General features: G+C 74.0%; 22 protein-coding genes. 7 read left to right on the forward strand and 15 right to left on the reverse strand.

Annotated features, from left to right (window positions below; genetic code table 11):
• Positions 1-90: 90 nt before the first annotated feature.
• Together ELQ39_RS02680 and ELQ39_RS02685 are read right to left on the reverse strand one after the other, a co-directional pair.
• Positions 91-2,448 carry a glycoside hydrolase family 65 protein gene (locus ELQ39_RS02680; RefSeq protein ID WP_190002029.1) on the reverse strand — a complete coding sequence of 786 codons (2,358 nt, stop codon included), beginning with the start codon at positions 2,446-2,448 and terminating at the stop codon, positions 91-93.
• Positions 2,445-3,182: an HAD family hydrolase gene (locus tag ELQ39_RS02685; RefSeq protein ID WP_242590855.1), complete on the reverse strand. Its 738-nt coding sequence runs from the start codon at positions 3,180-3,182 to the stop codon at positions 2,445-2,447. The genes ELQ39_RS02680 and ELQ39_RS02685 overlap by 4 nt, the downstream gene beginning before the upstream one ends.
• Before the next feature lie 92 nt (positions 3,183-3,274).
• Here ELQ39_RS02685 and ELQ39_RS02690 point away from each other — a divergent pair, with 92 nt between their 5' ends.
• The 3 genes from ELQ39_RS02690 (at position 3,275) to ELQ39_RS02700 (ending at position 6,132) form a co-directional block, all read left to right on the forward strand.
• Positions 3,275-3,922 (forward strand): nucleoside/nucleotide kinase family protein, encoded by a 648-nt coding sequence (locus ELQ39_RS02690; protein ID WP_242590856.1) that lies wholly within the window; start codon positions 3,275-3,277, stop codon positions 3,920-3,922.
• 64 nt (positions 3,923-3,986) lie between these two features.
• Entirely contained in the window at positions 3,987-4,490 is a 504-nt protein-coding gene (locus ELQ39_RS02695; RefSeq protein WP_225625663.1) for a GNAT family N-acetyltransferase, read from the forward strand.
• A gap of 37 nt (positions 4,491-4,527) precedes the next feature.
• A complete protein-coding gene (locus tag ELQ39_RS02700) occupies positions 4,528-6,132 on the forward strand; it encodes an ArnT family glycosyltransferase (protein WP_242590857.1) in 1,605 nt (534 codons plus the stop codon).
• Positions 6,133-6,160: 28 nt separating this feature from the next.
• On the opposite strand, the gene ELQ39_RS02705 is transcribed toward ELQ39_RS02700, so the two are convergent.
• Both ELQ39_RS02705 and ELQ39_RS02710 read right to left on the reverse strand, forming a co-directional pair.
• Positions 6,161-6,574, reverse strand: a complete 414-nt coding sequence (locus ELQ39_RS02705; RefSeq protein ID WP_242590858.1) for a DUF3662 domain-containing protein — start codon at positions 6,572-6,574, stop codon at positions 6,161-6,163.
• 127 nt (positions 6,575-6,701) lie between these two features.
• Positions 6,702-6,863 (reverse strand): hypothetical protein, encoded by a 162-nt coding sequence (locus ELQ39_RS02710; RefSeq protein WP_167338208.1) that lies wholly within the window; start codon positions 6,861-6,863, stop codon positions 6,702-6,704.
• A 364-nt stretch (positions 6,864-7,227) separates the two neighbouring features.
• Here ELQ39_RS02710 and ELQ39_RS02715 point away from each other — a divergent pair, with 364 nt between their 5' ends.
• The 3 genes from ELQ39_RS02715 to ELQ39_RS02725 all read left to right on the forward strand — a co-directional run bounded on the left by ELQ39_RS02715 (position 7,228) and on the right by ELQ39_RS02725 (position 11,553).
• Positions 7,228-8,154, forward strand: a complete 927-nt coding sequence (locus ELQ39_RS02715) for a MurR/RpiR family transcriptional regulator (protein ID WP_190002023.1) — start codon at positions 7,228-7,230, stop codon at positions 8,152-8,154.
• A gap of 426 nt (positions 8,155-8,580) precedes the next feature.
• Complete coding sequence (locus ELQ39_RS02720) at positions 8,581-8,949, forward strand: hypothetical protein (RefSeq protein ID WP_190002022.1); 369 nt, start codon at positions 8,581-8,583, stop codon at positions 8,947-8,949.
• A 216-nt stretch (positions 8,950-9,165) separates the two neighbouring features.
• Positions 9,166-11,553, forward strand: a complete 2,388-nt coding sequence (locus ELQ39_RS02725; protein WP_443334326.1) for a SpoIIE family protein phosphatase — start codon at positions 9,166-9,168, stop codon at positions 11,551-11,553.
• Between the two features lie 332 nt (positions 11,554-11,885).
• Here ELQ39_RS02725 and ELQ39_RS02730 read toward each other — a convergent pair whose 3' ends face one another.
• From ELQ39_RS02730 to ELQ39_RS02765, 8 genes are all read right to left on the reverse strand, one after another.
• Positions 11,886-12,515, reverse strand: a complete 630-nt coding sequence (locus ELQ39_RS02730) for a peptidoglycan-binding domain-containing protein (RefSeq protein WP_190002021.1) — start codon at positions 12,513-12,515, stop codon at positions 11,886-11,888.
• Positions 12,516-12,590: 75 nt separating this feature from the next.
• Entirely contained in the window at positions 12,591-13,439 is an 849-nt protein-coding gene (locus ELQ39_RS02735; protein ID WP_242590859.1) for a hypothetical protein, read from the reverse strand.
• A gap of 75 nt (positions 13,440-13,514) precedes the next feature.
• Positions 13,515-14,090 carry a dihydrofolate reductase family protein gene (locus ELQ39_RS02740; RefSeq protein ID WP_242590860.1) on the reverse strand — a complete coding sequence of 192 codons (576 nt, stop codon included), beginning with the start codon at positions 14,088-14,090 and terminating at the stop codon, positions 13,515-13,517.
• Positions 14,091-14,213: 123 nt separating this feature from the next.
• Positions 14,214-15,164 (reverse strand): endonuclease/exonuclease/phosphatase family protein, encoded by a 951-nt coding sequence (locus ELQ39_RS02745; protein WP_242590861.1) that lies wholly within the window; start codon positions 15,162-15,164, stop codon positions 14,214-14,216.
• A gap of 6 nt (positions 15,165-15,170) precedes the next feature.
• Positions 15,171-16,112, reverse strand: a complete 942-nt coding sequence (locus tag ELQ39_RS02750; protein ID WP_242590862.1) for a D-alanyl-D-alanine carboxypeptidase family protein — start codon at positions 16,110-16,112, stop codon at positions 15,171-15,173.
• Between the two features lie 158 nt (positions 16,113-16,270).
• A complete protein-coding gene (locus tag ELQ39_RS02755; protein ID WP_242590863.1) occupies positions 16,271-17,512 on the reverse strand; it encodes a sensor histidine kinase in 1,242 nt (413 codons plus the stop codon).
• A 14-nt stretch (positions 17,513-17,526) separates the two neighbouring features.
• Positions 17,527-18,234, reverse strand: a complete 708-nt coding sequence (cseB, locus tag ELQ39_RS02760; RefSeq protein WP_242590864.1) for a two-component system response regulator CseB — start codon at positions 18,232-18,234, stop codon at positions 17,527-17,529.
• A 221-nt stretch (positions 18,235-18,455) separates the two neighbouring features.
• Complete coding sequence (locus ELQ39_RS02765; RefSeq protein WP_167338209.1) at positions 18,456-18,623, reverse strand: hypothetical protein; 168 nt, start codon at positions 18,621-18,623, stop codon at positions 18,456-18,458.
• A gap of 251 nt (positions 18,624-18,874) precedes the next feature.
• Between ELQ39_RS02765 and ELQ39_RS02770 the strand changes: the two genes are divergently transcribed.
• Positions 18,875-19,300, forward strand: coding sequence for a Zn-ribbon domain-containing OB-fold protein (locus ELQ39_RS02770; protein ID WP_190002014.1), 426 nt, complete (start codon positions 18,875-18,877; stop codon positions 19,298-19,300).
• Positions 19,301-19,331: 31 nt separating this feature from the next.
• Here the strand turns inward: ELQ39_RS02770 and ELQ39_RS02775 are convergent, their stop codons facing one another.
• The 3 genes from ELQ39_RS02775 to ELQ39_RS02785 are packed head-to-tail and all read right to left on the reverse strand — an operon-like array spanning position 19,332 to position 21,681.
• Entirely contained in the window at positions 19,332-19,712 is a 381-nt protein-coding gene (locus ELQ39_RS02775; protein WP_242590865.1) for a PPOX class F420-dependent oxidoreductase, read from the reverse strand.
• 9 nt (positions 19,713-19,721) lie between these two features.
• Positions 19,722-20,489 (reverse strand): class I SAM-dependent methyltransferase, encoded by a 768-nt coding sequence (locus ELQ39_RS02780; protein ID WP_242590866.1) that lies wholly within the window; start codon positions 20,487-20,489, stop codon positions 19,722-19,724.
• A complete protein-coding gene (locus ELQ39_RS02785) occupies positions 20,482-21,681 on the reverse strand; it encodes a MalY/PatB family protein (protein ID WP_242590867.1) in 1,200 nt (399 codons plus the stop codon). Before ELQ39_RS02785 ends, ELQ39_RS02780 begins: the two co-directional genes overlap by 8 nt.
• Between the last annotated feature and the right edge of the window lie 12 nt (positions 21,682-21,693).

Below are 21,693 nucleotides of genomic sequence, written 5' to 3' on the forward strand. Positions count from 1 at the left end.
AAGACGGATATGAGGGAATCATGGCCAAAGCTAACCCGTACCGGTCGGCCACGCAGGCGGTACACGGCCGAAAATCATCTGAACGCATTGTCAGCGCGCGTGAGGGCGGCGGTGCCGGGGCTGTTCGGGCGACCGCCGCGGGGCGGGCACGGGCACGGGAACCTCCACGGGGGCGTCCACGCCGACGGTCAGCTCCCTGCCGTGGTGACGGAGGGTCAGCGGCGGTCCGGAGCGCAGCCGGTACGTGGCGCGCCCGGCGGTGATCTCCACGTGCAGGCACCGGTCCCGGTGGCCGAGGGTGAAGGCGAGCCGGCGCAGTCCGGGCGGCAGCCGGGGTGCGAAGCGGAGGCCGTCGTCGTCCCAGCGCATGCCGCCGAACCCGGCGACCAGCGCGGTCCACGCCCCGGCCAGGGAGGCGATGTGGAGCCCGTCGCGGGTGTTGTGCTCCAGGTCCGCGAGGTCCATCAGCGCGGCCTCGGCGGTGTACGCGTACGCCAGGTCCAGGTGTCCGGTGCGGGCGGCCATCACGGCCTGGACACAGGCGGACAGGGAGGAGTCGCGGACGGTCAGCGGCTCGTAGTAGGCGAAGTTCCGGGCGATCTGTTCCTCGTCGTGGCGCTCCTCGAACCAGTCGGCGCGGGTGTGCATCGCGAGCACGAGATCGGCTTGTTTGATCACCTGTTTGCGGTAGAGGTCGAAGTACGGGAAGTGCAGCATCAGCGGATACTGGTCGGCACGGGTGGAGGCGAAGTCCCACCGCTGGTGGCGGGTGAACCCCGCGTGCTGCTCGTGCACGCCGAGTTCGTCGTCGTACGGCAGGTGCACGGCCTCCGCGGCGTCCCGCCAGCTCGCGCTCTCCTCCTCGTCGACGTCCAGCGCGGCCGCCCGGTCGGGGTGCCGCTTGCACGCGTCGGCGGCGGCGAGCAGGTTCGCGCGGGCCATCAGGTTGGTGTACGTGTTGTCGTCGGCGACGGCGCTGTACTCGTCCGGTCCGGTGACCCCGTCGATGTGGAAGACGCCCCGGTCGTCGTGGTGGCCCAGGGAGCGCCACAGCCGGGCGGTCTCCACCAGCAGCTCCACGCCCGTGTCCCGTTCGAAGCGCTCGTCGCCGGTGGCCTGGACGTACCGCACGACGGCGTCGGCGATGCCCGCGTTGACATGGAAGGCCGCCGTGCCGGCCGGCCAGTACGCGGAGCCCTCGGGGCCCTGGATGGTGCGCCAGGGGAACGCGGCGCCGCGCAGGCCGAGCTGGGCGGCGCGCTCCCGGGCGGCGGGCAGGGTGCTCTGCCGCCACCGCAGCGCCTCGGCGGCCGCCTGCGGCACCGTGCAGATCAGCAGGGGCAGCACGAACACCTCGGTGTCCCAGAAGGCGTGCCCGTCGTAGCCGGAGCCGGTGAGGCCCTTGGCGGGTATCGCGCGCCGCTCGGCGCGGGCGCCCGCCTGGAGGACGTGGAACAGGGCGAAGCGCACGGCCTGCTGGATCTCCTCGTCGCCGTCGACCTCCACGTCGGCGCGGCTCCAGAACGCGTCCAGGTAGTCGCGCTGTTCGTCGAGGAGGCCCTGCCAGCCGCTGTGCGCGGCGGCCGCCAGCGCCGCCTCCACCTGGTCGCTCATCGCGGGACGGGAGCGGACGCCGGACCAGCCGTGGGCGACGAACTTCTCCACCCGGAGCCGCTCGCCCGGCTCCAGCACGGAGGTGACCGTCAGCCGGGCCGTGTCGACGTCGCTCTCGCTGTCGGTGACGGTCCGTCCAGGCCCGTCGACGACGTGGTCGGCGGCTACGGCGACCCGCAGGCCGCTGTGCCGGGTGCGGTGCACCAGCCGCAGCCGGCCGCCCTGGGCGAAGTCCTCCTCGTGCTCCAGCGGGGACCGCAGGGCGCGGGCGGCGCGCGGGTCGCCGTCGGGTCCGGGCAGGGACTCGTTGGCGACGAGTTCGGACTGCACCACCACCCGGGTGCGGCTGTCGACGGGCTCCACCTCGTAGGCGACGGCCGCGACGGCCCGCTGGGTGAGGGACACCAGCCGGGTGGAGCGCACCCGGACGGTGGAACCGGCCGGCGAGGTCCACTCGCAGACCCGCGTCAGCACGCCCCGGCGCAGGTCGAGGGTGCGTTCGTGGTGGACGAGACTTCCGTAGCGCAGATCGAACGGCTCGTCGTCGACGAGGAGGCGGATCACCTTGCCGTTGGTGACGTCGATGACGGTCTGCCCGGACTCGGGGTAGCCGTAGCCCGCCTCGGCGTAGGGCAGCGGGTGGAGTTCGTGGACGCCGTTGAGGTAGGAGCCGGGCAGGCCGTGCGGTTCGCCCTCGTCGAGGTTGCCGCGCCAGCCGACGTGGCCGTTGGACAGCGCGAACACCGACTCGCTCTGCGGCAGCCGCTCCAGGTCCAGGCCGCGTTCCCGCACGGTCCAGGGGTCGATGTCGTACCAGCGGTCGCCGCGGGTCACGCGTCACCCCCGAGCTCGGACAGGTCGCCGACGACCCGGTCGGCGCCGTGCGCGTACAGGGCGTCGGCCTGCCCGACGCGGTCCACGCCGACGACGTACCCGAACTTTCCGGCGCGTCCGGCGTCCATGCCGGCCAGCGCGTCCTCGAACACCGCCGCCCGCGCGGGCTCCACACCCAGTTCGCGGGCGGCGGCGAGGAAGGTGTCGGGCGCGGGCTTGCCCGGCAGGCCCCGCTCGGCGGCGACCACCCCGTCGATCCGTACGTCGAAGAGGTCCTCGGCGTCGATCGAGCGCAGCACGTCACGGCAGTTGGCGCTGGAGGAGACGATCGCGGTGCGCAGGCCGTGCGCGCGGACGGCGCGCAGATAGCGCAGGGTGGAGTCGTAGGGCTCCACGCCGTCGGTGCGGATCCTCGCGAGCAGCAGCTCGTTCTTGCGGTTGCCCAGCCCGTGCACGGTGGCGGCGGCCGGCGGGTCGTCAGGGCCGCCCTCGGGCAGCTCGACGCCCCGGGACGCGAGGAAGGTGCGCACCCCGTCGGCGCGCGGCCTGCCGTCCACGTACGCGTCGTAGTCGGCGGCGGTGAAGGGCGCGAAGTGCTCGCCGTCCCGCTCCCGCAGGAAGGCGTCGAACATCTCCTTCCACGCGGCGGCGTGCACGACGGCCGTGTTCGTCACGACGCCGTCGAGGTCGAAGAGGCACGCCTCGATGTCTTCGGGCAGACCCAGATCCGTCATACCGTCACCGTTCCCCGTACGGGCCGGGACAGTGAGTGGCGCGGGCCACACGGGTGGCGGGGTGCGGCTTCCCGGATGACACACTCTCCCGTGTGGCGCTGACCTTCGACGACCTCCTCCGCCGCGCCCGCGCCCTCCCCCGGGGCGGGCGGCGCGCGATCCTCGGCATCGCCGGCAGCCCCGGCGCGGGCAAGTCCACACTCGCGGAACGCCTGGTGCGCGAGCTGAACGGCACGGGCGAGCCGTGGGTGGCGTACGTTCCCATGGACGGCTTCCACCTCGCCGACGCGGAGCTGGAGCGGCTGGGCCGCCGGGACCGCAAGGGCGCCCCCGACACCTTCGACGCGGCCGGGTACGCGGCGCTGCTGCGACGGCTGCGGGACGAGGCAGAGGCGGACGAGGTGGTGTACGCCCCCGGCTTCGAACGCGAGCTGGAGCAGCCCCTGGCCGGGGCGGTTCCCGTGCCCCCGGCCGCGCGCCTCGTCGTCACGGAGGGCAACTACCTGCTGCTCGGCACCGGCGCGTGGCGGCGGGTACGCCCGCTGCTGGACGAGGTGTGGTTCTGCGCGGCGGACGAGGAGCGGCGGGTGCGGCGGCTGATCACCCGTCACGAGCGGTTCGGCAAGGCGCACGAGGAGGCGGTCGCCTGGGTGGAGCGCTCCGACGAGCGCAACGCGGCCCTGGTGGCGGCGACCCGGGACCGCGCGGACCTGGTGGTGCCGGTGGAGGAACTGACCTGAGGGCCGTGTCCGGTCGGCGGAACCGGGTGGACGCGGAGGCGTCCCGCACAGCAGGCTCACGTCCATGATCAGAGCAGCCACCGTGCACGACGTCCCCGAGATCCACGCGATGATCCGGGAACTCGCCGCCTACGAGAAGGCCGCCGGGCAGGCCCGCGCCACCGAGGACCAGCTGCGTGCCGCGCTGTTCGGCGAGCACCCCGCCGCTTCCGTCCTCGTCGCCGAGGACGACGCCACCGGTGACGTCGTGGGCTTCGCGCTGTGGTTCCCGCGCTTCTCGACCTGGACGGGCACGCGCGGCATGCACCTGGAGGACCTGTACGTCCGCCCGCGCACCCGGGGCGCCGGGCACGGCAAGGCGCTGCTCGCCGAGCTGGCGGCGATCTGCCGGGATCACGGCTTCGAGCGGTTCGAGTGGGTCGTGCTGGACTGGAACGAACCGGCGATCGCCTTCTACGAGTCCCTGGGCGCGGAGCTGCTGAAGGAATGGACGGTGTGCCGGCTGACCGGCGGGGCGCTGGAGCGACTGGCCGCGCGGGCACCGCGCTCGGCGGAAACGGCACGATGACGCACGCCGGGGGCGCGTCGGTGCCAAAGTGGGGCGCATGAGGCGTCAGGTGACGGTGCGGGCGCGGCGGTGGGGCGTGCCCGTACTGGTCGTCCTGCTGCTGGGGCAGATGGCCGTGGCGATGGTCACGGCCGCCCTGCGGCAGACGCCGACGATCGACGAACCCGTGTACGTGGGCACGGCCGCGGTCTACCTGGACGAGCACAGCCTCCGCTTCAATCCCGAACATCCGCCGCTCGGCAAGCTGGTGATCGCGGCCGGGGTGTCGGTCGCCGAGCCGCGTCTGGAGCCGGGATTCGCCGGCGATCAGACCGAGTTGGGGCGGAGGCTGCTGTACGGGTCGGGCAACGACCCGTGGCGGGTGATGTTCTGGGCCCGCCTGCCGGTGATCGTGCTGACGCTCGCGTTCGGACTGGTGGTGTTCGCGTTGTCGCGCGAACTGGCGGGCCGCGCGGGCGCGCTGGTGGCGCTCGCCCTCTACTGCCTCTCCCCCGACGTGATCGCGCACGGCTCGCTGGCCACCCTGGACGTCCCGGCCGCCGGTTTCGTGCTGACGTCGGCGTGGCTGCTGTGGCGGGCCCGGACCAGGCCGCGACTGTACGTGCCGCTGGCGGGCGGCGCGTTCGGGGCGGCGGTGGCCACGAAGATGAGCGTGCTGCCCGCGCTGCCGGTGCTGACGGCCGTCGCGGCGGTGTCGGTGTGGTGTGCCGGGTCACGCCGGGTGACCCGGGCGGCCGGCGGGGCCGCGGTGTTCGTGTTGGCGACGTGCGCCGCCGTGTGGGTGGCGTACCTGGCCGTCGATCCCCGCCTGCGGTGGGAGCCGCCGCAGCCCATCCCCGCGGTCGGCGGACCGCGCGGCCTCGCCGTCCGGCTGCTGCCGCTGCCCGAGCCGTTCCGGGACGGCGTGCGGCTGCAGTTCGGCTTGGAGAACCGCCCCTGGCAGGGCTTTCTCCTCGGAAGGCTGTACACGGGGTCGCTCTGGTACTACCTGCCGGTCGCTCTGCTGGTGAAGACGCCGCTGGGCGCGCTGGCGCTGTGGGCGGCGGGCGCGGTGACGGTGACGGTCCTGCGTCCGCTGCGGCCCGCGGCGCCGTATCTGCTGGCGGCGCCCGCGGTGCTGCTGGCCGCGGCCATGTACGGGTCGCGGGACTTCGGCACCCGGTACGCGGTGTTCCTGCCGATGTTCCTCGCGGTGGCCGCCGGGTGCGTGGTGCTCGTGCGGTGGCGGTGGGCGCCGGCGGTGACGGGCGCGATGGTGGTGTTCGTCGCCGTCAGCTCGCTGCGGACGTTCCCCTTCTATCTGCCGTACTCCAACGAGGCGTTCGGCGGTCCGGAGCGGACCAGGTACCGGCTCCACGACTCCAACGTCGACTGGGGCCAGGACCTCGGCCGGCTCGCCGACCGGCTGGACGAGCGGTACCGGGGCGAGCGGATCTGGCTGGTGTACAAGGGGGCGGGCCTGCCCGCGTACTACGGGATCGACGCCCGCGATCCGCGCCGGGTACCGCCCGACGCGGTGCACGGGGTGCTGGTGGTGTCGGACTCCGCGGCGGCCAAGGCGACCGGGCGGCTGGCCGAACTCATCGACAGCAGCAGGCGGATCGATCAGGTGGGGCACTCGATCACGATCTACCGGAGGTGAGCCGGTCGCACCGGCTCACGCACGCACCTCAGCCGTCGACCGGCTGGGCCGCGCGCCGGAAACCGACCGCGCTCACGTGCCGCATCACCGTACTGGCCACGCGGTAGCGGCCGTTGGGCACCTCGGCGGAGCGGCGGACGTGCACGGTGAGCGGGCCCGCCCATTCGTAGCCGTTGCGGGCGGCGTGCCGGGCCAGCCGGTCGGTGAGCACCTGGCCGACGCTGTCGCCGCGCCGGGTGAGCTCGTCGTGCACGGGGGCCGACAGTTCGACGTCGTAGGCGTTGGGGACCATCACCCTTCCCGCTCGGCACACCACCGCGTTGCTGTCGCACTCGCGCCGCAGGGCGTCGACGAGTTCGAGCGGATCACGCCCGGACATCCTCGCCCAGAGGGCCTCCCATCGGTTCTCCAGTGCCGTTTCCAGCGCGCTGAGTGCGCTCATGCTGTCACCTGCCGATATGCGGTCGCGTCGGGACGGGGGCGGGTGGTGCGGCGGGCATGGCGTTCGGACCAGGCCGCGCGGCCGGGGACGGGCCCCCGTGCCCGCGGCGTGGTCCGAAGGTCAGGTCCTACCGCTCCTCGTAGTCGTCGGGCTTGATCTCGGCCTCCTCCAGCGCCTCGCGCATGGTCCGGCCGGTGCCGCCCTGCGCCTGCGCGTCACCCTCGCGCCGCGACTCGAGGGTCTCGTCGGTGTCGTGCGTCTTCGGCCGGTTCTCCTCGGGGACGGTCATGTCCGCGGTGCTCCTCGTCTTGCCGGGGGTGCGATGTCTCTGCGCGGCCGCGGCGGCGATCCGTGGTGGCACGGTGTCGCCGTGCGGCGCTGAGTGGCCGGGTTCCCTGAGCGGGCGGGGATATCCCCCGCGAGGCCCAGGCGGTCTTCGCCGCGCGCTTTCCGGGCGTTCTCGCGGGCCCTTCCCGGGTGCTGCCCCTGGTGCGTGCACCGATGCGGCACCGGCGCCTTCCCGCGCTCCGGAGCGGACGGCGTGCCGGCCGTCGGCGGTCGCACTCCGTGGCCGGTCCCCGTCGGTGACCGCGCTGGTGGCGTGAGGGGTTGGGCTATGTTGAACCCTCGTGGGAGACAAGGGAGGCGCACCGGTGCCATCGCCGCAGCAGGCACGCGCACAGGCATCCGCGATCACCTCGGCCAAGGCGGGCCAGGAGTCGGAGCTGTCCCCCACGGCCCAGCTCCGCGCCCTCTTCGACCGCCCCCGGCTCTCCCCCGGCCAGCGGCGCATCGCGCAGTACCTGATCGAGCACATCACCGAGGCGGCGTTCCTGTCGATCACCGATCTCGCGGACCGGGTCGGGGTGAGCCAGCCGTCGGTGACCCGGTTCGCGTCGGCGGTCGGTTTCAGCGGCTACCCGGCGCTGCGGGAGAAGCTCCAGTCGATCACCCTCGGCACCCGGCCGGGAGGCGGCGCCGGTCCGGCCGAGGAGCCTCGGGGGAACGAACTGCAGGCGGCGGTCGACGCCGAGATCGAGAACCTGGAGAATCTGCGCCGCGATCTCGCCGACACCGACCGCGTCATCGAGGTGGGCCGCGCGCTGTCCGCCTCCACCCCGCTCACCGTGCTGGGTCTGCGCATCTCCGTGTCGCTCGCCGAGTACTTCGCCTACGCAGCCCGCCGTATCCACCCGGACGTGCGGCTGGTGACGCTCGGCGGCAGCGTGGCGTACGACGCGCTGCTGCAGTCGCGGGAAGCGGGCGGGACGTGGGTGCTGGCGTTCTCCATGCCCCGGCACGCCCAGGAGACGCTGACGGCGGTGCGGGTGGCGCGCAGCGCCGGGCTGAAGGTCGCGCTGATCACCGACCTGGCGCTGGGACCGCTCGTCGACGAGGCGGACGTCACCTTCGCCACCGGCACCGGCTCCCGCCTGGTCTTCGACTCGTACGCGGCGCCCGGTGTGATGTGCGCGGCGCTGCTGCAGGCCATGACGGACGCCGACCCGGAGCGGACGCAGGCCCGGCTCGAGGACTACGAGCAGGTCGCCGACGAGCACCACTTCTTCCTCCGGGACTGAGTCCGGCGCCTCGGTCACCCCGCTTCCGGTCACCGCCGGTTCGGGGCTTCCCGCGGGGCATCGCGCACTTTGAATAAGGCATGAATGTTTTCATGCGTCTTGCCAAGCAGACGGCATATATAAATACTGCTCACGGATCGCGGCCCGGCCGCTCCGGACCGCGCTCCACCCACCGCACCCGCCCGCCCGGGAGGCCGAGGGCCGCCATGCGCCGCACCCATGTGTCGCCACGGCCGCCCGCACCGGTCCCCCCGGGCACCCGCACGAACGCCCTGGGCCGCCGGTCTCCACCCGCTCCGGCGGCCAGGGTGTTCGGCCGGGCTTCCCCTGCCCGGCCACCCGTGGCGGTCCCGGTCATCCCCTAGACCGGGGCCGCCCCACCCCGTCGCCCGTGCCGGCGACGCCGTACACCCGGAAGCGAAGATCATGCCCCTGACGTCCACGCGCCTCGGACCGGACTGGCCCTGCCAGGTGAAGACCCCCGGAAGCTACGACTGGGAACGCTCGGCCGCCAAGTGGCTCCGCGAGCTGGTCCCGGCGCGCTACGCGAGTTACCCGGCGTTCGTCCGGCACCCCGTGCTGCTGGCCCGGCACGCCCAGATCCAGGTCGAGCACGAGATACGGGTGGCGCGCACCGCGCTGCAGACCGCCCGCGCGGACCTGCCCCGCCTCGGCCTGCACGAGGGCGCCATCGAGCACACGATCAAGCTGTACGCGGCCGAGCTGACGCAGCTCCAGCACATCGCGCGGAGCGTGCGGGCGGTCACCCGGGCGCTGGGCGAGAGCGTCCGCTGACGACGCCCGGCCCGGCCGCCGCGCTCCCGTGCCCGCGTGCACGCGCCGCGCGCGGCCCGTACGCCCTGCGCGTGGGCCCGCCCGGCCTCCTCCCGCCCCCGTGCGGTGCGGGCCGGTCCCGCGCGGGCGCGTCCGTACCGTCCTGGCCCGGCCCGGCCGGAAGGCGGAGAGAACAAGCCTGTCAACGAATACACGCAGGTGTGCCATGCTCGGTGCGTGAAGAGCCATCGCGTTGCCCCGGTCGAGTCCGGCACGGTCCCGGACGTGGCGGAACTGGCCAGGGTCGTCGCCCGGCAGCGGGCCGAGATGGACCGACTGCGCGAACAAGCCGCCACGTCGGTCGTCATGGAGCGCGCCAAGGGCGTCGTGATGGCCCTGGACGGCTCCACCGCGGACGTCGCCGAAGAGGTCCTGCACGCGCGGGCCAAGGCCGCCCGCCGCACCCTGCTGGAGGAGTGCTGGATCACCCTGGGCGAGCTGACGCCCGTCCGCCCGTGCGACGAGGCGTCCGCACCCCGTCCGCAGGGGGACGGCGGATCCGCGACGGACGCGCCGGAACCCTTCTCCGCGCCCGACGACGTCGCCGACGCCCTGAGCCGCCTCGGGCGCGCCCTGGTCCACGTGGACACGCCCCACAACCTCGCCCGGTGCCTGCTGGACCATCTCGCCCCGGACCTGGACGCGGAGTCCGTGATGATCTACGTCCGCCGGTCCGGCGGCAGCCTCGAGCTCGCCGGGCATGCGGGCCTCGACGACGGGCTGGCCGCCCGCTGGCGTCACGTGCCCCCGTTCAGCGGGATGGCCGTCGTGGACGCCCTGCGCTCCGGCGAGCCCCGCTGGCTGGAGGACTTCTCCCGGGACAGCACGCGCTACCTGCTGATCGGTGAGCCGCCCGAGCGGTGGCAGTCCCGGGTCTGGCTGCCGCTGCGCGGCGGGGACGGCTCCGACGTGTGCATCGGCGTGCTGCGCGGACGCCCGGGCGCCTTCACGACGCGCGACCGCGCACATCTGCGAGGCGTCGTCCGGCTGTGCGCGGGACGCCTGCGCAGCTTCACCTCCTCCGCGGCGCCGGTCCGCGAGGCCGAGGCGGACGCCGTCCGGTCGCTGTTCGCGGCGTTGCCGGTCCCGGCGATGCTGCTGACCCCCGTCGTCTCGTCCTCCGGCGACGTGGAGGACTTCCGCGTCGACGCGGCCACCGCCCAGGCGGCCGACCTCCTCGGCGCCTCCTCCGGCGACCCGACGGGGCGGCGGCTGCGGGAGGTGCGCCCGGACCTCACGGACCTGCCGGTGTGGCAGGGCTGCCTGGACGTCCTGGCCGGCGGCGGGCCGTACGAGAGCGAGCCGTTCGCGCACCAGGAGTCCGTGGACGGCGTCCTGGGCCTGGCCGCCTATTCGGTGCGGGTGACCCGCCTCGAGGACGCGCTGGTCGTCGCCTGGCTGCGGCACGCCTCCTCGGACCGGCAGGAGCAGCGGCTGGCGGAACTGCAGCGGCTGGGCAACATCGGCTGGGCCAACTGGAACCTGTCGCGGGACGAGGTGTCCTGGTCGGCTCAGGTCTTCGAGATCTTCGACCGGGACCCGGCGGACGGCCCGGTGAGGCTCGACGGCCTGCCCGGGCTCGCGCTGCCCGAGGACCGGACCGCGCTGCGGGCCGCCGTCGAGACGCTGCTGCGCGAGGGCCGGCCCTTCGACGCGCCGTTCCGGATCCGCGGCGGGCGCGGCGTACGGCATCTGCGGCTGGTCGCGGAGGTGGTGGCGGACGCCCACGGCACCCCGTTCGAGGTGCACGGCGTCGTGCAGGACCTGACCGCGCGGCGCCGGGCGGAACTGGCACTGGTGGAGAGCGAGCGGGCGATCCTCACCCAGCACGACGTGCTCCAGTCCGAGCGGGTCCTGGTGGCCCGGCTGCAGAACGCGCTGCTGCCGCTGCCCGACAAGGTGATCGATCTGGCCGGGCTGCGAGCCGAGGTCGCCTACCTGCCCGCGCAGGCCGGCATCCATGTCGGCGGTGACTGGTTCAGCGCCGTGGAACTGCCCGACCATGACGCCCTGTTCGTCGTCGGGGACGTGGCCGGTCACGGTGTGGACGCGGTCGCCACGATGGCGCAGCTCCGCTTCACGGCGAAGGGCATGGTGAGCACCGGCTCGTCGCTGACGGGCGCGCTGTCCCGGCTGAACTCGCTGCTGCTGCACTCCCGGGACGCGCACGGCACCGCGACGATGGTCCTCGCCCGCTACCACGCGGCGGACCGCCGGCTGGTGTGGGCGCAGGCCGGCCACCCGCCGCCGCTGCTGCTGCGCGACGGCGAGGCGACGTATCTGCGGCGGCCCCGTGGCATGCTGCTGGGCGCGACCTCCGCCCCCCACTTCGAGGAGAGCGAGCACCGCCTGCGACCGGGTGACCGGCTCCTCTTGTACACCGACGGCCTGGTCGAACGTCCCCCGGAGAACATCGACCTCGGCTTCACCCGTCTCGCCGACGCGGCGGCGGCCCACCCCGAGGACACCCCCGGGTCCCTGCGCACGCTGTTGGACGCGATGCTGGAGGACGAGCGGCGGGACGACGTGTGCGTGCTGGACATCCGCGTGCCGCGGGAGACATGAGGGGCGCGGACCGGGGATGCGGGGCCCCGGCCCGCACGAGACATGAGCGTCCCGGGGCCCGGGACGTGAGACATGACCGACCGCGGAGTCCGGTCGTGAAGGCCTCGCCCTCGGTGGCACCTGACGATGCGGGTGCCGGTCCTCTCCCCCGGCCCACGCGGCCCCGCCACCCAGGCAGCCCGCGCCACGGGTGTCCGGGCTCCCCGCGCGGCCCGAGGGACGTGCTGGCCCCGGCCCGTGCGAATCCCGACCGCCTACGGAGCCTGGTCCCCGGCAGACAGGCGGATCGTCCGGCCGGGTCCGGGCGGGTGCCGGTGCCCCGGAAGGGGCGCCTACGTGCCGCCCGTGCGCGACTCCAGGGTCTGGCGGGTGTCGTCGCCGTAGACGCCCGTTTCGTCACCGCGGATGCCGTACCAGAGCTGGAAGCGGGCGACCGCCTCGCGGAGTGTCGCGTCGAACCGGCCGTCGGTCGTGCCGTCGCGGTAGACGTCCGGGATGCGCAGCAGGCGTTCCTGGAGGGCGGCGACCTCCGGGCCCGAGTCGCCCTCGCGCAGGAAGCCGTCCTCGGCGGGGGCGGCCGTCCGCGGCGGCGCGGGGGCGGCGGTCGTGGGCGGCGAGGCAGGGGCGGTGGCGCGGTCGTCGGCGGGCCGCTCGGTGAAGAGCAGCGCCCCGCCGAACCCGGCCAGCGCGGCGACGGCCACCACGAGGGCCGGCGCGGCCCTGCGCAGCCGTGACGGCCGGGCGAACTCCGGCGGCGGGCCGCCCGGCACCGGCGGAAGCTCCTGCGTCACGTCCTCCGCCCCGGCCGGAGGACGGTTCGGCGGCACCTCCTCGTGGTCGCCCTCGCCCCGCTCGACCTCCCGGAACAACTCGGCGAGCGCGTCGGTGCGGCGCGCGCGCAGCACGCGGACGGGTTCGAGGGGCGGCCCCTCGGGGGGCCCGGACCCCGGTGGGGTGGTCACATCGCTCTCCTTCCGTGCCTGACGCGGGAGTTGAGCCGCCTACGGCGAGAGATACGTGACCGGGGCCCGGCCGGTTCAGCCGACGGCGCCCTCGGTGTCCCGCAGGAAGCGGTGCAGGGAGTCCGCCATCGCGGCGACGAAGGCGTCCCGGGTGGCGTCGTCGAGGGCGTCGAGCGACAGATAGGGGTTGAGGTCCTCCAGTTCGACCAGCAGCAGCTCCCCGCCCGGCGCCCGGCAGGCGTCGACCCGCTGGATGCCGTGGCCGAGGGTGTTCCACTCTACGAACCGCCGGGCGAACTCCAGGTCGCCCGGGGTGGGCCGGTAGGGCTCCAGCCGCCAGCGCGCGGCGGGATCGGGAGCGTGGAGGGCGTACTGGAAGTCGTGGTCGACGAAGTAGAACGAGACCTCGTAGGCGAAGTCGACGTACGGCTGCACGAGGACGTCGCCGTCGACCGGGGCGGACGCCTCGGCTGCGGGGACGATGCGCAGTCCGTGCGAGTCGGCGCCGAGCCGCGGCTTGACGACGTACCGCTCCGCGCGGGGCAGCCGGTGCAGGTCCTCGGGCCGGCCGACGGTGGGGATCACCGGCATCCCGGCGTCGGTCAGGTCCAGCAGGTACTGCTTGCCGGCCATGTCGCCGCGCCCGGTGAGCGGGTTGTAGACGGGCACACCGGTGGCGAGCGCCCGTGCGCGGAACTCCTCGTAGGCGTCGAGATACCCCAGCACGGGCCCGCTGTTCCGCACGACCACCGCGTCGAACCCGCCCATGAGCGCGGCGGCGTCCCGCGGATGACAGAGAGCGAGGCCGAACTCCTCGCGCAGCCGGGAGGTGAGAAAGATGTCCTCGTCGCAGTACCGCCGCCCACGGGCCGGGTAGGCCAGATCGGTGACGTACAGGATGCGGGGGCGGGCGGCGGCGGGCATCGGAGCTCCTCGGGGCGACGGCGTACGCCCGTGAGAATGACACGGGTGTGCGGATCACCCGAAGGCAGCCTGCCGTCAGTGCAGCGTCGGCCGGTAGACCAGTTCCTGGATGCGGTCGTCCAGGGTGCGGTGTCCCAGGAGTTCCAGGTCGAAGTCGGCCGCGCCCTCGAAGATGCGGTCCAGGCCCGTGCGGCCGGTGACGACCGGGAAGAGCGTCACCTGGAGGCGGTCGACCAGGCCGGCCGCCATCAGGGCACGGTTCATCGACAGGCTGCCGTGCGAACGCAGCGGTACGTCGGACTCCTCCTTCAGGCGGGCCACCACGTCGACGGCGTCGCCCTTGACGACCGTGGCGTCCGGCCAGTCCAGGGGGCCCTGGAGCGTGTTCGAGACGACGGTCGCCGGCAGGTTGCGCATGCGGGTGACCCAGGGGTCGCGGACGTCCGACTCGTCGGTGCTCTCGGCCAGCATCCGGGCGAAGGCCCGGTAGGTGTTCGCGCCGAGGACCATGCGCTGCTCCTCCGCGTACTGGGCGAGCCGGTGGTCGAGGAGCTGCGGGCCCTGTTTGCCCCAGTAGCCGGTCCAGTCGCCGCTTGCGGCGCCGTAGCCGTCGAGGCTGGAGAAGACGTCGAAGGTGTAGGTCGCGGTCATGCCGATCTCCTCGGGGGGTGCGGCGGGGCCGGCCCGGTGGTCGGCCTGCAGGGAGGACCCCGTCGCCGTGCGAAGTTCATCGCTCTGCCCGCCACCGTTCCTCAGGTCGTCCGTCTCCGCACGTCAGAAAGTGATCGTCGCCGCCACCGGGAGGTGGTCGCTCCGGGTGGCGGGCAGGGTCCAGGCCGACGTGGCGCGTACGCCCCCGACCAGGATCTGGTCGATGCGCACCACCGGGAAGCCGGACGGCCAGGTGAACCCGAATCCCGCGCCCGCCGTCTCCTGGGCCGAGGCGAGGCGGGAGGTGAGCGGGCGCAGGGCGCGGTCGTCGGCGGAGCCGTTGAGGTCGCCCATCAGCAGCGAGCGGGGGGCGTCCTCCGCTCGGATGTGGGTCGTGAGACGGCGCAGTGCCTCGTCGCGGGCCGCCGTCGTGAAACCGGCTGTGGGATGCACCCGTACCGACGGGAGGTGGGCCACGTAGACGGTCAGGGGGCCGTGCGGTGTCTCGGCCGTGGCACGCAGGGCGCGGGACCACGGCATGATCGGCAGGCTGTGCGCGTCGCGCAGCGGATACACGCTCCAGACGCCGACCGTCCCTTGGCGGAAGTGGTGGCGGTAGGCGGGTGCCAGGGCCCGCTCGTACGCCGGGGCCGTCTCGGGGCTCAGTTCCTCCAGGGCCAGGATGTCCGCGTGCGCGGCGAGCAGCCTGCGCGCGGTGTCCTGAGGGTCGGGGTTGTCCTGGTTGACGTTGTGGCTGACGACGGTGAGGTCGCCGCCAGGGGCCGACTTGTCGGTGAGGGTGCCGCCGAAGGCCGCCGGCCACAGGGCGAGAGGAAGGGCGACGGCTGTCAGGGCGGTGCGGGAGCGGCGCAGCAGGGCGGCGGCGAGCAGGGGCGGGAGGGCGAGCGCCGTCCAGGGGAGCATCGTGTCCGTGAGGCTGCCCAGACGGCCGGGGGCCGCCGGGATCCAGCCCGGGCGTGCGAGGACCACGGCGAGAAGGACGGCGCAGGTGGTGGTGAGAATGCCCCGGGGTCGCTTCCCCGGGACGGCTGCGAGGGCGGACGGCGTCGTCATCGCCGGTCAGCCCTCGGAGCCCGTGGACCGCGGGCGGGCACGCAGGCCGTCGATCAGGGCGCGGCTCGCCTCCAGCGCGGCCGTCAGGCCCTCGGCCGGTGTCGTGTGCGCCCGCTGGTGCAGCACCGCCCCGAGCAGCAGGTGAGTACCGTCGGTCTTCGCCGCCCACAGGAGGTTGCCGCCCGCCGGGGTGGTGGACCCGGTCTTGAGGCCGACGACGCCGGACGTGCCGAGGAGGGTGTTGCTGTTGGCCACGCGGCCGACTCCCGGCACGGTGGCCTCGCGGGTCGAGACGATGTCCCGCAGGACGGGCAGCCGCATCGCCTCGCGGGCGAGTTTCAGCTGGTCGGCGGCCGTGCTGGTGGTCGTGGGCTCGATGCCGCCGGCATCCGTGTACGTCGTGTCGCGCATGCCCAGGTCGTGCGCGGCCCGCTGCATCTTCCGTACGAACGCCTCCTCGCTGCCGGCGTCCCAGCGCGCCAGCAGGCGGGCGATGTTGTTCGCCGAGGGGAGCAGCAGCAGCTGCAGGAGCTCACGCTCGGTGCGGCGGTCGCCGGGGGTGACGACAACGGTCGACTCGCCGCCCACGCCTGCCTCGTGGGCGGCCTGCCGGTCCACCTCGATCCGCGGCCCCTCCTCGCCCGGGCGCAGGGGGTGCCCGGTGAGGACGACGTACGCGGTCATCACCTTCGCCAGGCTGGCGATCGGTACGGGCCGCTGCGCCCCGTGCGTGAGTACCTGGCCGGATCCCTCCAGGGTCACGGCGGCCTGTCCCTCCCCCGGCCACGGGATGTCGCCGTCGGTGATCCGGGTCGGGGCACCGTCCTGTCGGGCGGCCGTGCCCCGGTCGGACCGGGGCAGGACCACCAGGGCCGTGAGGGCGGCCAGGAGCAGCAGGGCGCCGACGGCCGTCCGGACACGATGGGGGACTGAGGGCAGGGACAACATGTGGGGGCCACCTCCGGGCTGACGCACGTCGAGTACGGCAGCAAGGCTGCGGGGGCGGTGCGTCCGCACGGCGGGCCCCGGGGCGCGGGCGGCGCTCGGCGGAGCATCGGTTGTGTGTCAGGGACACGCAGGGCGCGGGGCACGAAGGGCAGCCCCGCTCAGCGGACGTCGTCGCGCTCCGGCAGACGCACCTGGGCCACCGCTCCCCCGTCGTCCGGATGGTTGCGGAAGTCGAGCCGTGCGCCGATCACCTTCGCCTGGCCCTGGGCGATCGTCAGGCCCAGCCCGTGCCCCCGGCCCCGCTGCTCCGCTCCCGTACGGAACCGCTGCGGGCCGTGGGCCAGCAGGTCCGGCGGGAAGCCGGGGCCGTGGTCGCGCACCGTGATCGTCAGGCCGTACACGCCGACCTCCACGGGCGTCGCGCCGTGCCGGTGGGCGTTGACCACCAGGTTGGTGACGATGCGGTCCAGCCGGCGCGGGTCCGTCTCGGCCACCGGCGCGCCGGTCGCGGTGACCGTGGCCGGAAGGCCGGTGCGGGCCACCGACTCCTCGACCAGCTCGGTCAGGTGCACCCGCCGGGGCTCGACCCGCTCCGCGCCCGCGTCGAGGCGGGAGATCTCCAGCAGGTCCTCGACGAGGTCGCGCAGCACCCGCACCCGGTCCCGGACCAGGTCGGTCGCCTCCCCCTCGGGCAGCAGGCCCGCCGAGGTGACCAAACCCATCAGCGGGGTGCGCAGTTCGTGGGCGACGTCCGCGGTGAAGCGCTGTTCGCCGGCCAGACGGTCGCGCAGGCTGTCGGCCATCGCGTCGACCGTCGCTGCGATCTCGGTGATCTCGTCGCCGCCGCGGCGGCCCACCCCGGTGCGCGCCTGGAGATCGCCCGCGGTGATACGGCGTGCCGTGCGGGCCACCCGACGCAGGCGGCGGGCGGGCAGCTCCGTGGCGAGGGCCGTCGCCGGAATCACCACGGCGAGGGTGACCAGGGAGTACTTCCACAGGTGCCGGTCCAGGGCCTGCCGGGTGAGCAGGTCCGCCGTCATGTCCGTCCGGAGCGCGTGGAGCTGCCCGTTCCTCCGCTCGGCGGCCCAGTAGACGGGGGCGGGCGGGCCGTCCTCGTAGTACGTGCCCTTCCCGTGTTCTTCGACCTGGCGCAGTAGCTGTTCCGGGAGCTCGGCCGGGTCCGCGAGGGGCGCGGGGCGGCCGGTGCGGCGGGCGTCCTGCTGTGCCCGGTCCAACTGGTCGACGGCTTTGACCGCGCCCTCGTGCATCGACCGCCGCAGCGTCGACTCGTGCACCAGCAACCCCACCGTGAGGGCCATCGCCGCGCAGGCGGTGGACACCAGAAGGATGATCTTCCAGTGCAGGGAACGCAGGTTGAGCAGCGCTCGCAGGATCGGCATGCCGGTGCTCCGGGTCACCGGCGGAGCTTGTAGCCGAAACCGCGGACGGTCTCGATACGGTCGGCGCCGATCTTCTTGCGCAGCCGCTGCACGCACAGGTCGACCACGCGGGAGTCGCCGTCCCAGCCGTAGTCCCACACGTTGCGCAGCAGGGTCTGGCGGTCCAGCACGATGCCGGGGTGCTCGGCGAACTCCAGGAGCAGCCGCAGTTCGGTCGGGGCGAGGGCGACCTCCTCGCCGTCCCGGTACACCTCCAGGGCGGCCGGGTCGACGGCCAGGTCGCCGAAGACGAGCCGGTCCGCCGTCCCCGTCCGTGAGCCCTGCTCCTGCCGCTGCGCGGGCGCGAAGGTGGCGCGGCGCAGGAGGGAGCGGATCCGGGCCACGAGGACGGCGGTGTCGACCGGTTTGACCACGTAGTCGTCGGCGCCGGCCTCGAGGCCGGACACCACGTCGAGGGAGTCGCCGCGGGCCGACATCATCAGGACGGGGGCCGTGCTGGTCTCCCGGATCCGGCGGCACAGGCCGATGCCGTCCAGGCCGGGCAGCATGACGTCGAGGAGCAGCAGGTCGGGACGGTCGTCCCGGAACCGCTCCAGTCCGTCGAGCCCGTCGGCGGCCGTGGTGACCCGGTAGCCGTAGCGTTCGAGGGCCAGGGCGACGGAGCGGCGGATCACCTCGTCGTCCTCGACGAGCAGAACGGTGACGGCGGAGGTGTCAGACATGTGCGTCCAGCGAAGGAGTGGGGTCGGCGGTCGGGCAGGCTCTCCATGATGCCTCGCCGCGCCGGCAGTCCCCGGGCGGAGTGGTCCGCTCCCTCCTGGCTGAGCTGCGGTGATGCACGGCGGATACACGGCTGACGCACAGCCGAGCGGTGGCCGCTACGAGATCGCCGCAGCGAAGGGCCCGGCGGCGCTCACGCCGACGGGCCCCTGCCGGGGACGGGTCAGCGTCTGCCGGGCCGGCCCGCCCCGATACCGGCGACGTGCAGGGCCAGGGCGGTCAGCCCCAGCAGCATCACGTTCACCGAGGAGAACACGTCGTTGGTCGCGATGTCCGCCGCGTTGATCAGGAAGGCGATGAAGAACAGCACCGCCGCCACTATGCCGAGCATGAACGAGCTCCTTCCGTAGGGGTGTTGCCCGTATGCCCGGCCTTCGCGTGCGCAGACCCGTCACTTCGCGGACACGTGCCGGAAGTTCCCGGAAGCGGCCCTCCCCTCAGAGAGGAGGGTACTGAGTGCCTTTACTCGTGGCACTCAGTGCCATACTCTGTGGCCGTGCGCGGTGGCACGGCCACCGGGCAGGCGCGTGCGCGGGCGACCGGGCACGTGGAAGTCCGGCCGAGTGCAGGGAGTTGACCAGCGTGTACCACTTCTCAGGGAGCGTCGCTCAGCAGGCAGCCGGCTCCACGCGCCTGCTCGAACCGCAGGGCACCGAAGGGCGGAGCACCGACCAGGAGGCCATGCTCTTCCAGCGCTGCACCTGGTGCGGCACGGCGATGTACCACCGGCTGCTGTGCCCCGTCTGTCAGGGCAGCGACCTGCGCACGGAACGCAGCGCGGGCTTCGGCACGGTGCGCCACTCGACGGTGCTGCACCGCAACACCCCGGCGGCGCGCAACGTGTCGCTGATAGAGATGGCCGAGGGGTTCGTGGTGCGGGGCCGGGTCATGGGCCCGCCGATCGGCATCCACAGCGGCGACCGTGTGCGGCTGTCGACCGCCGAGGACCCCGTGCGCGGCGAGCCGGTGTTCCAGCTGGTCGACGAGCCGCTGCGCGCCTGGACCTGACAGCCTCAACCGTCCTCGGCAGCAGTGGGGTTCAGAAGGTGACGCGGATGCCCACCGTGCCGTCCACGCCCCGGCGCAGCCGGCTGCCCAGCAGGGTGAGGCGGCCCATCAGCCCGTACTTGCGGGCGATCAGCTGCCGGTAGCGGGCGGTCGTGGCCGCGTCGCAGATCTCCGCGGTGGCCGGGACCTGGTCGCCGGTCGGATTGCCGCGCACGTCGCAAGGTCCCACGAGGACGTCCCCGCGGGCGCGGATCCGCTTGACCTTCCACGAGTCGGCGGCGGTCCACGCACCGAGCGCGTCGCCGTCGCGCACCACCCACACCGGGGTGGCGACGGGTGTGCCGTTCTTCCGGTAGCTGGTGAGCAGCAGGTACTTCCCCGCTCCGAGCCGGTCCCGCAACGCGTCGTCCATGCGTCAAGTCTAGGCCTGCTCCGGCACGTCCCGCCGGGAGTTGTCCGCGCCCGACGGGCGGCGGGCCACGAACACGAACTCCCGGCCGGGCCGGTCGGGTGCGTCCCGCACGCCCTCCAGCACGTAGCCGTGGTCCGCGAGCTCCGCCTCGATCTCCTCGCGCCCCCGGAACCGCAGGGTCGAGTCCGAGATCAGCACCTCGCCGTCCGACGCGAACACGTACGTCGTCCGGAACGACACCAACGGGCCGTCCACCGCGGTCACTTCGTGCCAGCTCTCCACCGCGCCGACGCCGGGCACGTCGGCGTGGACGTACGACTGCTCACGGGTCCAGGACTCCCAGGCGCGCCGGGCCGGGTCGCGGGTCTCGAAGACCAGGCGGCCGCCGGGGCGCAGGGCGGCGTGGGCACCGCTCAGGGTGGCGTGCCAGGTTCCCGGGTCCGCGATCGCCTGGGCGACGTTGGCCGTCATGGTGGCCAGATCGGCCGTGAGCGGCGGCAGGTCCGTCGCGTCGCCCTCGATCCAGCGGACGCGCCCGGCGCCCGGCTTGGCGCGGGCGACGTCGAGGGAGGCACCGGCCGGGTCGACGCCCACGACGTCGATCCCCTCGTCCGCGAGGAGCAGCGCGAACACGCCCGTGCCACAGCCGATGTCCAGCACCCGGCGGGCGCCGAACTCCCGCGCCATGCGCAGATACGCGTCGAGGTCGCCGCGGTCGGGGTCGAGCGGGTCGTAGACGGCGGCGAGCCGGGGGTTGGCGAAGCAGGCGTCAGCCACGGCCGCCGCCCGCCGCGCGCACGGCGGCCGCCATGCGCCGCACCGCCTCGGTGAGCACCTCGGGCGAGGTGGCGAGGTTCAGCCGGGCGTGGCCCGCGCCGCCCGTGCCGAAGGGCGGACCGCCGGTGAGCGCCACCCGGCCGTGACCGAGGAAGACCTGGGCGGGGTCGTCGCCCAGGCCGAGACCGCGGCAGTCCAGCCAGGCGAGGTAGGTGGCGTCGCCCGGGCGGTACCGGACGGCCGGCAGCTGCTCGGCGAGGAGTTCGGTGAGCAGCCGGCGGTTGGCGTCGAGGCCGTCGAGCAGGGCGTCCAGCCAGCCGGTGGCGTCGCGCAGGGCGGCGGTGTGGGCGAGGATGCCGACATGGCTCGGGCCGTGGCCGACCACCTCCGGCATCCGGGCGAGGTCGTCGCCCGCGCCGGGCCCCGCGACGGCGAGGGCGGCCTTGAGGCCGGCCAGGTTCCACGCCTTCGACGCCGACATCAGCGACAGCCCGCGCTCACCGCCGGGCACGCTCAGGTACGGCACGAAGCGCGCGCCGCCGGACACCAGGGGCGCGTGGATCTCGTCGGCGACGACCCGGACACCGTGCCGCTCGGCGAGCGCGGCCACGGCGGTCAGTTCCTCGGCGGTGTGCACGGTGCCGGTGGGATTGTGCGGGCTGCACAGCAGGTACGCGGCCCGGCCGCCGCCCCCGGCCGCCCCGCGGAAGGCACGCTCCAGGACGTCCAGGTCGAGCCGCCCGTCGTCGCCGAGCGGCGCTTCGACGACCCGGCGGTCCGCGTGGCGCGCGAAGTCGTAGAAGGGCGGGTAGACCGGCGGGTTCACCACGACCGGGTCGCCGGGCCCGGTGACCAGCCGGAGCATCTCGACCACGCCCAGCATGACGTCCGGCACGATCGCGGTGCGCTCCACCGCGAGCCCGGACCAGCCCCACCGCTTGGCGGCGAAGGCGGCCAGCGCCTCGGCGTAGGCGGTCCCGGCGGGATACCCGGTGTCGCCGGACTCCATCGCGTCGGTGACCGCGCGAACGACCGGTTCCGCGAGCGGCACGTCCATCTCCGCCACCCACACGGGGAGGACGTCCTCCGGGTACGTCCGCCACTTCATGCTGGTGCGGCGGCGCAGCCGGTCGAGGGACAAAGCCGTGAGGGGATTCGGTTCACCGGACGCATCGTGCGGGATCCTGGCCATGAAGCACACGAT

The organism is Streptomyces sp. GB4-14 (assembly GCF_022696125.1).
Classification (GTDB): domain Bacteria; phylum Actinomycetota; class Actinomycetes; order Streptomycetales; family Streptomycetaceae; genus Streptomyces; species Streptomyces werraensis.